Here is a 13,476-nt window from a genome sequence, read left to right as displayed (position 1 = left end):
AAAAACAATGAATACAGCCTACTAAAAACGTTGATAATAATGATGGATAATCCTTAAAAACATAAAAAGAACCTGCTCAAATCTGAGCAGGTTCTCCAATACTAAAATTAATAAGCTAAGCTAAACAATCCTTTTATGTGGGACAAGTAACGAATATTACTTGCTTCCTTCATCAAGGTTGCAGGTAATCCTTTTAGCGGAGTTGAGCTAGCACCAACAATAGCTACACCGTCTTTACGGCCTAAGCTCGCAAGCGTACCTGAGTTGATCGGACTAAAGGATTCAAATGATTTATCCTTCAAGTATGCATAAAGATTGTACCCGATCAATTCACCCATTTGCCAAGCGATTTGTGCAGTTGGTGGATATGGACGACCATCTTCGGCAAAGACAACTGCGCTGTCGCCAGCAACGAATACATCTTTGTGTGATGTGGATTGCAAGAATTCATTTACCGTTGCACGACCACGGTTCACTTCAAGACCGGACTCACCAATCAGTGGATTTCCTTGTACGCCACCCGTCCATACGAAGGTGTTAGCAACAATTTTTTGACCGTCTTTCAAGTCAATTACATTATCTGCCACATTCGTAACAGGTAGACCTGTCAAGAATTGAACACCACGTTTTTCTAAGCTTGCCACTGCGCGTTCGATCAGTGCATCTGGCAATACTGGAAGAATCTTAGGACCTGCTTCAACCAGCATCAGTTTAATTTCTTTAGGATCCACGCCATATTTCTTAGTGAGCGTTGGCAACACATCAGCGATTTCACCAACAAGCTCAACACCTGTTAAGCCACCGCCGCCGATTAGGATGCTTGCATCCGCTGGATTTTTTGACTTCGCATATTCACGGATACGCTCATCAATATGACGATGAATTCTGTTAGCATCTGCTGCCGATTTCAATACCATGCTATATTGCTCAAGACCTGGAATGCCAAAATAAGCCGTAGTGCTTCCAAGACCCACAACCAAAGCATCGTAGGACAATGTCACACCATCAGATAGTGTAATTTGTTTGTTCTCAACAGAAAAAGAATTAACCTTTGCAATTTTCAGGTCGATATCTTTACCTGCAAAAAGCTTAGCAAGTGGCATAGCAACAGCACCTTCTGCAACACTACCCGCTGCAAGACGATGCAATTCTGTAATAATTTGATGAGTAGGATATTGATTAACGACTGTAATTTTAGCTTCGTCTTTCTTCAGGTACTTGCGTACAGTTAAGGCGCTTAGTAGACCACCATAACCCGCTCCTAGAATGACAATATGTTTAGACATGATGTTTCCTCCGTCCTTACGAATGAGATATAAAAAATATTATTTCTGCTGACTGCGTTCGCCGGCAACTTGAAGATAAGCATTTACGAAACGGAAAAGCTTCTGTGCTTGAGGATCTTTCATCATCTTCATAAGACCAAATACACCGATCACATCGTTACTTTCATTCGCACGGTCCTGTGCTTCAATCACTGTAGCTGCCATGTTCTTCGCAGAATGCACAACAGGTTCAGCAAGTTCTTTAATTGCACTTACCGTATCACTTTTCAAGACTTCATCCGCAGCGACAGTTTGAACAAAGTCATAGGACTTTGTGAGCACGCCGACAAGCTCTGTTAATTTTGGCAACTGTTCCACTAAGACAGTTAACGATTCCTGAACTTCAGGCTTCAATAGCTGCTCTAGAACATTCATTTGTTCTTGAGTGACAGCTAATTTTGGTGATTCTTGTTCAGGGGTTGTTTGAGTGATTGTTTCTGACATATCCGAATCTCCTCTGCAAATAAACTTTGCTGCATAATAGTAATAAAAAAATAATAACTTATAACGCCATATTTCTATTATAGCACTTATCAAGTTATAAATGTCACAAAGTTTTTGAATTCCTCTAAAGTTTTGTGATTTTTATTACATTAAAATAAATTAGTCATAATTTTCGATATTATTTATACACCTTAGGTGATTAAAAACTTAGGGTGTAAATTTATTTAAAATCATCTCCGCTTTCACTAAAGCCTCGACCATATCCGGATTGTTATTCATGGGCAGCAATCTAAAATACAGAGATCGAACGAAATTTTTGGTGTTCGCACGAGCAACGTACTGGCCGCGGCTTCTCGGCCACCCCCCACATTGCTCTAAGTTGCCGATCCAGTCGACAATAGACTGTTGTGGAAGTAAATGATGATCTACGATTGTAGCTACAATCGTAGCGATCCGTTCATCTTCTTCGTCGCTAAATATGTACTGCTCGTTGTAAAGCATCCTTTGGATGACTGCCAGAACCTCTTCCCGGATTGGCGCATCACTCTCCGAGCAGAGTACCAGTTCATCCAAAGCATCTGCTCCATGAGCTGCAGCGTGTGCCCAGCCTTCTTCTGGCATAAATCCCCGTAAATCCTGTTCTTCCTCATAATATCTAATCAGAGCTTCCTTCACATTTGTAAACTCAGCGCTATCTAAAAAAGCCTGTTCCCTATGCCGCTGAAGAATAAGCGCAACGACCAGCACCGAAAATGTTCTTGTGAACACAGCCTGATCTTCTTTACTGCCAATGTGATAGAACAAATGCTCCTCGTCTAGGAGAATTAAGAGAAGTTCTCGAAGCTCTGCATCTCTAAACCATTGTTTCTCTTTAATCCATTTGTAGAAGGTAGAATAGATCAAGTCATCTCGTAGCTCCGGCAGTGGATCTCCTATGTACTCAAGCATCAGCTTCACATAATCCCCTAGCTGCTCCCCACTTCTAAGCTCGTAATCATTCTCTTCAATTCTTTTCAGGTCTATTATCAACTGCTCTCTAGTATCGTTCAACATTCCCACCCTTTCATTAATAAAAGAAGTTTAAATTTTTCATATCCTAATATCCTAATTTACATCCTAATATTTTACAACATAGTATTTATTCTTCGCACACTCCAAAATACTTAGATAGCTGAATCTAAATGAAGTGAATTTAATTATTGACGAATATAATCAACTGTGATATTTTGAGTTAGTAACTAATAGTTAGTTTATTTATAAATATCACTTGTTTATAATTAACAAGCAAATACATAACATATGGAGGAATAACTCATGAGCGCTTTTACAGATTTGATTGAATCCCGCAGGTCTGCTATGAATTTTGTTGAAGGGGTAAAGATCCCTCAGAATGAACTAGAGGAAATGTTCTCGTACGCCAGATTGGCACCATCGGCTTATAATCTTCAACATACCAATTATAAAGTGGTTTCTGATGAGAATTTAAAAGAAGAGATTCGTAAAGCGGCATACGGTCAATATAAAATCCACTCTGCCTCAGCGGTAATTGTAGTACTCGGTGATAAGAATGCTTATCTGAAAGCTCCAGAAATCTTCGGAGGACTTAAAACTTTAGGGGCTATGAGTCAAGAGGATTATGATGCTGAGATAGAAACGATTAACAATGCATACAGAGGAAATGATGCTTTCCAAAGAGATGAGGCTATACGGAATGCCTCCCTGTCTGCCATGCACTTCATGCTGATTGCCAAAGATAAAGGCTGGGATACCTGCCCGATGATCGGCTTTGATCCGGAAGCCATTCAATCCACTTTAAATTTACCCGATCATATGGTACCTGTTATGCTGATCACAATCGGCAAAGACAAGAAACATAAGATCAGACCACGTGGCTATCGTAAGCCGGTCAATGAATTCGTAGAATTTATCTGAGTACCATACGAAGATAATAGTAAATATGTCAAAAGCGTTCCATCCGATGTTTGAATCACGGATGGAACGCTTTTTAATGTGTATATGGTATCTGAAACCTATCTCCACTACTTAGCATATTGAAGAATTGCAATCGCGGCTCGTTCCCGTCGTTCGGCATCCTCACTGACAAGAGCTTCCTTCAAAATACCGAGCGCCATAGATAGTGTCTCTTCATCCACATGCACTCGATTACTCACCGCTTGCTCTGAATCAGACGAACCTGTAATCCACAGATCCACACGAGCACTAGGCATCGGCCCCTTATACTGTTTAACCGCACTACTGTCGCTAAGAAACTCTTTTATCCCAGCTTTTAGATCGATTATAGGAAGACTCTTCAACCAAGTTACACCACGTCGATGGCATGTACCGATGTCTGACGCGTCAAATAATTCATTGTAAAAATAATCGCCAAGATCACCTAGATGTACCCAATCTCCATCACACACCAGCACATAATCGCCATCCTGCATCGTATGTACGAACAGTTGAATGGCTTGCATATGTTCTGTAAGCTCCAGTTCACTGTATTTGTAAGTACGAAGCAACCGATCACGGATTTCCTCCATACTAATGTTCTCCAAATCTCCAATTCCCGGGTAGCCGATACTCACATAATTATCCTCTAAAAATGCAGTGATTCGTTCGGTCCCCAGCAGTTTTGATTCTATTTTAAACAGATTCATCATTCAATCCTCCAAGTGTTTTAATGAAATGTTTTACAGCAAAGAGAACTCTTCTTAGCAAGCTCGATTTTGTCTTCTTACCACAGATTCGCAGTTTCGCGCCATAGTTAGTTTGAGCACTGGGCAATCCTCAATCCTGTGTCCTCATAGGTGTGATTAGGAAAAGAGTCGATGAAGTCATGTCTACAGGCTGTATCACCAGTGGTCTTTCCTTCCCAGCAAACTTTATTCTAAGATTCTCACTGTCTATCGCACGAAGGATATCCCTGAAGTACTTCCCATTAAAAGACACCTTAAAATATTCACCTTCCATCTGTTCCAGCGGAATCTCCTCCTTAACATCACCAACTTCTGCGGACTTGGATATCAATTGAAGTTTATGGGCAGGAAGTACACTTAGCGTTACATTTTCACCAGCCAATATAGACACACGTTCAACAACGCGTAATAAGACGCCTGTATTTACTATGACTTCGGAGAGGTGGGATGGGGGAATTAAGTTTTTGATGGATGGGTAAGCGCCTTCCAATAGAGCAGACTGAACTGTTAGTCCGTTGGAAACAAATCTAATCTGCTTATTACCAATTTCTATTTCGGTGGTGTTGTTTTCTCCCTCGGATAACATTTTAGAAAGATCGTATAGGGTACTGCCTGGGATGACAACATTTAAGCTAGTAACCATAGGAATATCCAAGTGCTCGATATGCTGTGCAAGTCGAATGCCGTCCGTCGCGTTCACACTAATCGAATGATTATCAATTTGTAGAGAAACTCCTGTTAGTATGGGTCTAGTCTCAGAAGTGGAGACAGCAAAAACAACCCGCTTTATGATTTGCTTTAAAAGAGTATTATTCATGCTTATCTTTTGGGTAAGCGGATGATCTATGTAATGAATTCTAGGAAACTCTGTGGCGTCCATTCCACACAAACGAAATCGTGTATTTTCTGATTGAATGCTTAGCGTTAATGACTCTACAACTTACAGACGAATCCTTCCAGAATCAAGCTTACGGATGATCTCGTAGAAGTAACGTGCAGGTACAACAATTTCACCTGTTTTTTCCACTGTCAGCTTTTCTATTTCCACAGGAATCTTATTTTCGATGGTCATACTTATATTACTTGCTGTTAAAATCAGGCCACTAGCTTGGGCTTGAATTTTTATTCCCGAGAGTAAGGGTATGGAGCTATTCGCAGATACAGCCTTTAATACAACCTGTAATGCAGCGCTGAGTGAATCTTTAGATACATGGAATAGCAAAAAACTCACCTCTCTCTTTAGGATTCCTTTGAAAAATGAGACTCAATAATAGTACGGAACACTTGGGAGCGAGATAAGTTCTGATCCACACAAGCGCTTTCAATCTCCTGCCATATTTCCTCTGTTAACGTCAAAGATACCTTCTTAGTCACACCTATGCTTTTTCTGCCTGCTCCTTCTCGAAGACCTCCCCTTGTAAAAAGAAAACCTAATTGCCCGTCTTTCGTAGATACCCCTACTTTGACTTTATTCTTGCTATCATGTTTGGTGTTGCCCTTGATTTCACTTTTGATATCGTCTTCAATTTCTTTATAGTTCAATGACCTATGCACCTCACTTGATTGAATTAAGTAACCTCAATCAATTTATCCGTTATTTTCATAATACCATACATGCCAAAATTCCACTACCTCTCTAAAAATAAAAACCACTCCAATAAATTGAAGTGGCTCCGGGTTATATTATCTCAAGATATTCTGATAATTTGGTGTAAGGTCAGACTTTCGCGGGTCTCTCAAATGCTTGAATGATTCTAACTTCACCTTAGGACCCGGAGTGATTCTAAAAGTCATAGTATCCTCTCCAACGGATAGATGTGGACCTACTGTAGGGTGTATGTTGAGTGTAATTAAGAAATCAAACCGTCGAAACCCATTCACTCGCTTCATATCTGTAACATCTACTAAATAAGGATACACTGTCGGAGTTATCGTTAGAAGAGGCGCATAAATCTCAGCCATTTTTTTCTCAATATGGGGTAAAAGAAAGAGCATCAGAGTGTCTTTGTACATGAGCTCGCGCGAATCCTGATCTGGAAGCTTCGGTTCCGATTCAGCTCTGGACGGAGCCTCGGATTGTGGTTGAACTAACCCAATAGCGGAGCAAGGTTGTTGACCCAGCAAGAGCATGACTGCGATAAGAAGAGGAGCAATCCAGCTTTTTTTCATCAAAATAGCCTCCTTAGGGAACTTTTTATAAATTCCCCAATGAGGCCCTATTTTTATACGCTAAATCTCAATTGTATTAAAAAGAAAGGGATCTCCCTTCAGATAATTCCTTAGGATCGCTTGCGCATAAGGCTGTTCTGCCTTCAGACCCTCGGTTTCTCTGGGATCAGGTGCATGATGGCAATAATTTTCGATCATAACCATGACCGTAAAATTCTCCAACGTCTGAACCCACTCTCCATCAAGCTTGCTAACACTCTCGTACCCCTTGATGACTAGTTCTCTTTGCAGAGGATATATTCCCAAAATCGTATGTGCAACATCATAAAGATAATAGCCCCAGCCACATCTTCCAAAATCAATCGCTCGAGGATCGCCTTGGTGAAATATGATATTCCCTTGATGTAGATCACCATGGATAACCCCATAAGTCCTTCTGTTCTTCTTGTTATGCTGCTTGCTTAACCAGCCGTATAATTGCTCAGCCGCAGACTGATACAGCACGAACTCATCATCCGTAAGAAAACTATGGTAGTGCAGTTTTAAACGAATCATCGCTTTTCTAAAGCTATGTTCATCCCACACGGGACGATTAAAGCCTGGGGGTAACTCAAGCTCCTGTGCCGCTTTATGTAGCTTGGCTAATAGTACGCCTTCTTTGTAAATTTGTTCTTCCGTAAGTTTTTCGTTCGCATGTTCGCCTTCAACCCAGCGCATTAACGATGCATATACACCTTCCCCCTTAGCTTGCTCCACTTTGAATGTAACAGAACCAGTGCGATCATGAACACCTTTTGGCAGGGGCACATCGATTTTACTCTTCAAAAGCTCCAGCCACGCAATTTCGGAGTTAATTTCCTCTTTGGATCTCCCCGAATGAAGGCGCAGCAAAAAAGTTCCTTCTTTATTCGTCTCTATTACAAAGGTACAGGTGTCCGATAGTTGGTTAAAACGAATCTGCGTCCAATCGAGGTCAAAGTGCTGAAGCGCCATCAAAGCTGCTTGCTTATAGTTGTTTCTCATCGCAATGGAATGTACACATCAACCTCATCAGGCCACGTAGGATTACTAAACTGGTAGATTTCTATAGCCAATGCACGATCATTACTCTGCAAACCATTTTCTCTCACATAAGTATGAAGAACCTCATAAGGATCGCCTTTGGATTTCACCTGGACATACCGATGGGCCGGGATCGTAAAACCAAGCATCCCTTCAGGAACATTCGTGAGTTCCTCCACTTCCATACAGATCATATAGGTAAATAAATTCTCCGAAGTAAAATGTGGACTAAGGTATCGTTCAGGGTGAATGATATTGCTGATTTCATCTTTTCTACTATTAAATTCTCGCTTCATCGCTTCCACTCTTTCCGGCTCGTGCCCTACAAAAGAAGAAGTAATACTCAAGCCTATCAGCTTCATTTCCGGTAATTCAAGAACTTGGACTTGGGCTTCATCCATCATGAACAATCCATCCCTTCAATGATTATTAAAATGAAAAATATCTGAAATAAATATTTCTCTTGAAAATAATTTCAGAAAACTAAATAATATAAAGCAGTACTACATGTCGGATCTATCATCTTAATAAGGGTGGAGCTTCATTACAGACATAAGAAAGGTTGAACATCGGCACCATGAACGCAATTCCAAACCTCAACAAGGAACCAGCCCGTGTGGAAAAAACACGCAAAGAACCTTTCCCCATCTCTATTCTTTCGCTTACGGTAGGCGCTTTTGCGATTGGAATGACTGAATTTGTCATCATGGGTATTTTACCAAATGTCGCCAAGGATTTACAGGTTAGTATTTCAACGGCAGGCCAGCTCATCACGATGTATGCCCTTGGGGTAGCCGTCGGTGCTCCTATTCTAACCATCCTTACGCAACGAATTCCGCAAAAGAAACTGTTATGCCTGCTCATGGTTTTATTTATTCTAGGCAACGGAATCTCTGTATTTGCTCCAAACTATGCCGTTCTAATGGTAGCCCGTATCATTACAGCTTTGACACACGGGACTTTCTTTGGCGTTGGCGCAGTGATCGCTTCTAATCTGGTCAAGCCCAATAGGCGGGCCGGAGCCGTTTCCATTATGATGGCGGGTCTAACGATTGCTAATATCGTCGGTGTTCCTCTAGGGACATTTATTGGACAAAATATGGGCTGGCGGGCCTCATTTGCTGCGATTGCAGTCATGGGCGTCGCAGCACTAATCGGCATTCTTATTTTCATTCCAAAGATTAAACAAGACAAACCTGCTAGTGTAATCCAGCAAATTTCTGCGCTAGCTAATCCTAAATTGCTTCTATTCCTACTGATCGGAGCGCTTGGTAACGCCAGCTTGTTCACGGTGTTCACTTATATAGCACCATTGCTTATGGAAGTTACCGGCTTTGCCGAGCATAGCGTGACATGGATTTTAGTTCTTTTCGGCTGTGGTGTAACCATCGGGAATATCGTTGGCGGGAAGCTTGCAGATTGGAAGCTGATGCCTTCTCTCGTGGGACTTTATTTTGCAGTGAGTGTTATTCTTACGATCTTCTCCTTTACGATGCATAGTCCAATCGCTGCTGTAATTACAATATTCTTCTGGGGTATGGTTTCCTTCGCGGTCATGCCAGGATTACAAATACGGATTATGAGTCTGGCTCAGGCCGCTCCCGCACTAGCTTCAACGACCAGTCATTCCGCAGGTAATCTCGGAAACGCAACAGGTGCCTTCATTGGTGGCTGGGTCATTTCTCATCTTGCGATTACTTCGCTGCCATGGGTCGGTGCCGTTCTGGTAGGACTCGGTCTGGTACTTGGAATTGCTTGTTATGTAGCAGAACGTAAAGAGAAAGTGGCTTAATTTTTTATAGAGCAATATTTAAAAAACGAGGGTGTGCCCAAAGCGATGAAAATGGCTTAGGGACGCCCTCGTTTTTTCTTTTTACAAACTATAATTATCTATCTTATGGCTTCATCCTTCTAATGCTTAGCATCTGATTTGCCCCTTTTTGAAATTCATAAGGCACCACCATCTCCTCCACAGCGAAACCTTGGCGAACCAGCTCATCTATAAGGCGATCTAAATGCGCATATCTTTTGCAGGACAGATCAACTAATGGGAAAATACGAAGCTCCTCTTTCGTCACCCGCATAAGTTCATTAACAGACTTTAGATGAAAATCATAGTCCAACCGATCACTATACATAAACAGGAAATGTGCAGACAACGTCAGATCAAACGCCTCGTCATTGAACGGCAGATCAGGTAAAACCACTGGAACATATCGCTCCGGGGCTAGTCTCTGATCCTTGATGTTATCGTTTAAAGCCTTATTCCGCACTTGTGTCAGATCCGCTATGGACTCGAAGTAATCCCAAACAAAATTATCCTGCACCTTATCCATTTCAGACATAGCATGCACAATATCTTGAACACCTTTATCCGCAAGCTCATCCGTAGAGTAATAATAAGCAATATCGGCAGCTGTAACGTCACTCCCGAGCTGATTCGATCTCGCTGTAAAAGAACAGGCACCGGCAGGACAGTCCAAAATCCTCTGGCCTACAAGATCCGCTTCTTTCAAATTGAACATCTGCAAATATTCCTCAAAGGTCCTTCCTATAAAAACAATCCTCTCCAACTCAAGCTTTCCCTCTGCTCCGCTCATCTCATCTCACCTTTCCTCATCTTGGCTAATGCTGCTCGTTTTTTACTTCTGTTTAAATATATGTATAAGATAATCTATAAGAAGTCCTAGAATCAGGAACGTCCCAAAATGAATTACATACGTGGGAAATCTGACGCTGATTAATATACTGCTTGCAGCCCATTCCGTATTATTAACATCAACCATCCAGTTTGCAAAGGGCTTCATGAAGATCAGCGTATCTATAATTGGATTAAGTCGTACAAGAATAATGTTTGCGATCTCAATCCTGAAATAATCACCTAGACAGATGATGATACTAATAATCGAAAACCAGAAACTGAATTTTCTCCTTAAAAACATCAAGCACCGCCCTCTCTTTTTTTCCTAATACATACAATTCGTTTAAAATTCAAAATATCCTTGTCGCGGATAGTTCCTGCTTTAAAAAATGATACAATCTGGCGCTCGCTAGCTTGAGCGGATAATCCGAAAGTTTACATAGGATACCGCAGGTCATATCAATAACCTTTCCCTCCAGCTTCCGCACAACCGTTCCTGCAGGGACCGGATTCAGCACAATCTCAGGGACAAGAGCGACACCTAAGCCACTTTCCACAAAATATTTCAAAGCCGACATGCTTCCAATCTCCATAGTATCGAATGGCACTCCACCTGATTCCTGCAGCACACTTTCTAATTTTTTGCGATAAGGACAGTTCACTGCCGTTATAAGTAACCGATGATCCTGTAGATCCTCTGGGGTGATATTCTCCTTGGAAGCTAGCGGATGTTCTTCTGGCATAAGTAACACAAATTCCTCCATAAATAAGGGTTCGAAAAAAAGCTCCTTACCCAGCTCTGGCGCTGAACATACAGCCATATCAATTTCGCCCCGCAAAAGTAGTTCACTAAGTGCTGCGGTTCCCGCGATCTCCACGGAGACTTTCACTTTCGGAAACTGCGTCATAAAACTGCTTAACAGCTGCGGCAAACGATAGCTCGCCGTCGGATCTGTTACCCCTATGCGGATGTTGCCAGCTTCTCCTATTTTTAAATCAGCCAGACGGCTCTGTAGCCGCTCCATATCCTTTACAATATGTAAGCTCTCTTCATAAAACAATCTGCCAGCTTCTGTTAAGCTGATTTGTTTTCCCCGCTCAAGGAGTTGACAGCCTAAGTCGGATTCCAGCCTCTGCATTTGCATCGTGACTGTGGATTGGGCATAATTCAAGTCCTCTGCTGCACGGTTAAAGCTTCCTGACATCACGATGGTTTGAAAGGTTTTTATTGTTTTTAGATCCATTCTAGTGACCTCCACTACTTAGTTCAAATAAATTGAACCAAACCTTCAATTAATTCAATTATACCAAATTCAATAATCACTATAGAATACTCTATATCAACAACATACGCCAACCTAAGGAGTGCATGAGGATGGATCTTAACAATAAAGTAGCCTTAGTAACTGGTGGAGGTACTGGAATTGGCAAGGCTGTAAGTCTGGAATTAGCCCGACGCGGAGCCCTTGTTGCAGTCAACTATTCTAGATCCGAGGCAGAAGCTAATGAAACCGTGAATACGATTATAAATCAAGGGGGGCAAGCCATAGCAGTACAAGCCGATGTTTCTAAGGATCAGGAAGTACGGAGTATGATCGATTCGATTATTCAGCATTTTGGGACGGTAGATCTGCTGGTGAATAACGCCAGTATTACTAAACATATTGCGCTAGGGGATCTGGAAAAAGCAACAGAGGAAGTATGGGATGAGCTTTATGATGTAAATGTGAAAGGAATGTTCTTCTGCGCCAGAGCAGTTGCACCATATATGAACCTGAGCGGTTCAGGCGCCATCGTCAATCTCGGTAGCATCGCCGGACAAACTGGATTAGGCTCTTCCCTTCCTTATTCAGTCTCCAAAGCTGCTGTTCATGGTCTTACGAAATCTCTAGCCCATGCGCTGGCTCCAACTATTAGAGTCAACTGCATCGCACCGGGAGCCGTTGCCACTAGATGGTGGTCTGGTCGAGAAGAGCAGATGCATAAATTAGCCCCTAATCTGCTGCTCCAGCGTATATCATCCACTGAAGATATCGCTCAATTCGTCTGCGCAACACTGGAACAGGAAGCAATGACCGGACAGATCATTACTGTAGATAGTGGTCAAACGTTGTAACAACTAAACAAATGACATATCAATTGAAGCGCCGATAGAATAATTAGGGGATTTCTCCCTATAATTTATCTGATTTGCTGGAAAATAAAGAAATTTTCCTGATTTTTAGGGAGGAATTCCCTAATTCCTCTCTACCCCACACGATCGTCGTTTGGTCTATTTTATAAAGAAAGAAGCTGCCCCAAAAGTAGAATACTCTACTTCTAGGACAGCCTCTATTGCATAAATATTGGTGATGTCTTTAGTTAGGTTCACTACCCCAAATCAGATTACCCGAGATGTAGGCTGGCGCTTTTGTCCAGTCTACAAAATTGGTATCTACTCCATTAAAGGAATAATCTCCGGTTTGAGTGTAATTCGTCCAGTCCTCTTTAGCCACACGCACCTGGATGTCGATGCTCGCACCCGCAGCAAGTGAACCCGCTGCACTCGAGAAGCCAACCTCTAGATAATAATCCGCATTCGCTTTAGCTGTTGGCAATTTTACAAATGCTCCTGTTACATTCGCGCTTCCAACCTGTGACCAGTCGCAGAAGAAGCTCTGTGCCTTCTCACCGTCAATAGTGTAATAGTATCTTAACTTCACATCGGAGAGTGCAACTGCACTTGTGCTCGTGTTCACCAGCTTAAACTTTGGATTCAACGTATTTCCGGAAGCAGACAATGTACCGTTATACATCTGTACTTTTAATGCTGCTGTTGGAGCTACTGTCGTATCCGAAATTGTGAAAGCCAAGGATTGTGTGGTCCCTGCACTAAACTCAAAGGTCAGCGTAGTGCTTCCCACCGCTTGGGTTGCCAGATACTCTTTCTTAATCGTTACTGTAGAACCACTAACCGTATAATCTGTGCCAGCAACCAATGTCGCTGTTCCATTCTTAATCGTGCTGAGCGTATTTCCATTCAATGTCATAGTTACTACAACGTCTGCTTGATTCGCTGTTTTCTTATCAAAGCTTGCTGTTGCTGGTGTTATCGTGGAGTTGGATATCGGTGTTGTCGTATCCGTCACCGCAACCG

The 13,476-nt window shown here is 42.0% G+C and carries 17 protein-coding genes; 3 read left to right on the top strand and 14 right to left on the bottom strand.

Features of this window, described 5'->3' with window-relative positions:
• Positions 1-107 precede the first annotated feature (107 nt).
• The 3 genes from QNH28_RS11455 to QNH28_RS11445 form a co-directional block, all read right to left on the bottom strand.
• Entirely contained in the window at positions 108-1,286 is a 1,179-nt protein-coding gene (locus tag QNH28_RS11455) for an NAD(P)/FAD-dependent oxidoreductase (RefSeq protein ID WP_042126690.1), read from the bottom strand.
• Positions 1,287-1,325: 39 nt separating this feature from the next.
• Positions 1,326-1,769: a helical membrane plugin domain-containing protein gene (locus QNH28_RS11450; RefSeq protein WP_283911469.1), complete on the bottom strand. Its 444-nt coding sequence runs from the start codon at positions 1,767-1,769 to the stop codon at positions 1,326-1,328.
• Between the two features lie 207 nt (positions 1,770-1,976).
• Positions 1,977-2,819 (bottom strand): DUF2785 domain-containing protein, encoded by an 843-nt coding sequence (locus QNH28_RS11445; protein WP_481858386.1) that lies wholly within the window; start codon positions 2,817-2,819, stop codon positions 1,977-1,979.
• 264 nt (positions 2,820-3,083) lie between these two features.
• Between QNH28_RS11445 and QNH28_RS11440 the strand changes: the two genes are divergently transcribed.
• Complete coding sequence (locus QNH28_RS11440) at positions 3,084-3,701, top strand: nitroreductase family protein (RefSeq protein WP_283911467.1); 618 nt, start codon at positions 3,084-3,086, stop codon at positions 3,699-3,701.
• A 107-nt stretch (positions 3,702-3,808) separates the two neighbouring features.
• Here QNH28_RS11440 and QNH28_RS11435 read toward each other — a convergent pair whose 3' ends face one another.
• From QNH28_RS11435 to QNH28_RS11405, 7 genes are all read right to left on the bottom strand, one after another.
• Positions 3,809-4,432 carry a DUF8426 domain-containing protein gene (locus tag QNH28_RS11435; protein ID WP_283911466.1) on the bottom strand — a complete coding sequence of 208 codons (624 nt, stop codon included), beginning with the start codon at positions 4,430-4,432 and terminating at the stop codon, positions 3,809-3,811.
• A 127-nt stretch (positions 4,433-4,559) separates the two neighbouring features.
• Complete coding sequence (gene dnaN / locus QNH28_RS11430) at positions 4,560-5,384, bottom strand: DNA polymerase III subunit beta (protein ID WP_349655063.1); 825 nt, start codon at positions 5,382-5,384, stop codon at positions 4,560-4,562.
• 24 nt (positions 5,385-5,408) lie between these two features.
• Complete coding sequence (locus QNH28_RS11425) at positions 5,409-5,690, bottom strand: DNA polymerase III subunit beta (protein WP_283911464.1); 282 nt, start codon at positions 5,688-5,690, stop codon at positions 5,409-5,411.
• Positions 5,691-5,707: 17 nt separating this feature from the next.
• Entirely contained in the window at positions 5,708-6,010 is a 303-nt protein-coding gene (locus tag QNH28_RS11420; protein ID WP_283911463.1) for a hypothetical protein, read from the bottom strand.
• Between the two features lie 141 nt (positions 6,011-6,151).
• Positions 6,152-6,637, bottom strand: coding sequence for a DUF3888 domain-containing protein (locus QNH28_RS11415; RefSeq protein WP_283911462.1), 486 nt, complete (start codon positions 6,635-6,637; stop codon positions 6,152-6,154).
• Positions 6,638-6,697: 60 nt separating this feature from the next.
• A complete protein-coding gene (locus QNH28_RS11410) occupies positions 6,698-7,660 on the bottom strand; it encodes a phosphotransferase enzyme family protein (protein WP_283911461.1) in 963 nt (320 codons plus the stop codon).
• Positions 7,657-8,103, bottom strand: coding sequence for a GyrI-like domain-containing protein (locus QNH28_RS11405; RefSeq protein ID WP_283911460.1), 447 nt, complete (start codon positions 8,101-8,103; stop codon positions 7,657-7,659). Before QNH28_RS11405 ends, QNH28_RS11410 begins: the two co-directional genes overlap by 4 nt.
• Before the next feature lie 173 nt (positions 8,104-8,276).
• Here QNH28_RS11405 and QNH28_RS11400 point away from each other — a divergent pair, with 173 nt between their 5' ends.
• The gene (locus tag QNH28_RS11400; protein WP_283911459.1) at positions 8,277-9,491 is read left to right on the top strand and encodes an MFS transporter; all 1,215 of its coding nucleotides are present in this window, start codon (positions 8,277-8,279) and stop codon (positions 9,489-9,491) included.
• A gap of 103 nt (positions 9,492-9,594) precedes the next feature.
• Here QNH28_RS11400 and QNH28_RS11395 read toward each other — a convergent pair whose 3' ends face one another.
• From QNH28_RS11395 to QNH28_RS11385, 3 genes are read right to left on the bottom strand one after another with little or no spacing between them, the layout of a single operon-like run.
• A complete protein-coding gene (locus tag QNH28_RS11395) occupies positions 9,595-10,299 on the bottom strand; it encodes an SAM-dependent methyltransferase (protein ID WP_283911458.1) in 705 nt (234 codons plus the stop codon).
• A gap of 42 nt (positions 10,300-10,341) precedes the next feature.
• Positions 10,342-10,641: a hypothetical protein gene (locus tag QNH28_RS11390; protein ID WP_283911457.1), complete on the bottom strand. Its 300-nt coding sequence runs from the start codon at positions 10,639-10,641 to the stop codon at positions 10,342-10,344.
• Between the two features lie 49 nt (positions 10,642-10,690).
• Positions 10,691-11,584, bottom strand: a complete 894-nt coding sequence (locus QNH28_RS11385) for a LysR family transcriptional regulator (RefSeq protein WP_283911456.1) — start codon at positions 11,582-11,584, stop codon at positions 10,691-10,693.
• 131 nt (positions 11,585-11,715) lie between these two features.
• Between QNH28_RS11385 and QNH28_RS11380 the strand changes: the two genes are divergently transcribed.
• Entirely contained in the window at positions 11,716-12,456 is a 741-nt protein-coding gene (locus QNH28_RS11380) for an SDR family NAD(P)-dependent oxidoreductase (RefSeq protein ID WP_283911455.1), read from the top strand.
• A gap of 241 nt (positions 12,457-12,697) precedes the next feature.
• Here the strand turns inward: QNH28_RS11380 and QNH28_RS11375 are convergent, their stop codons facing one another.
• Positions 12,698-13,468 carry a cellulose binding domain-containing protein gene (locus QNH28_RS11375; protein WP_283912121.1) on the bottom strand — a complete coding sequence of 257 codons (771 nt, stop codon included), beginning with the start codon at positions 13,466-13,468 and terminating at the stop codon, positions 12,698-12,700.
• Positions 13,469-13,476 lie beyond the last annotated feature (8 nt).

This window comes from Paenibacillus sp. G2S3, from assembly GCF_030123105.1.
Taxonomy (GTDB): domain Bacteria; phylum Bacillota; class Bacilli; order Paenibacillales; family Paenibacillaceae; genus Paenibacillus_AQ.
Note: the sequence above shows the minus strand (reverse complement) of the source record. Positions and strands in the feature narration are given on the sequence as shown.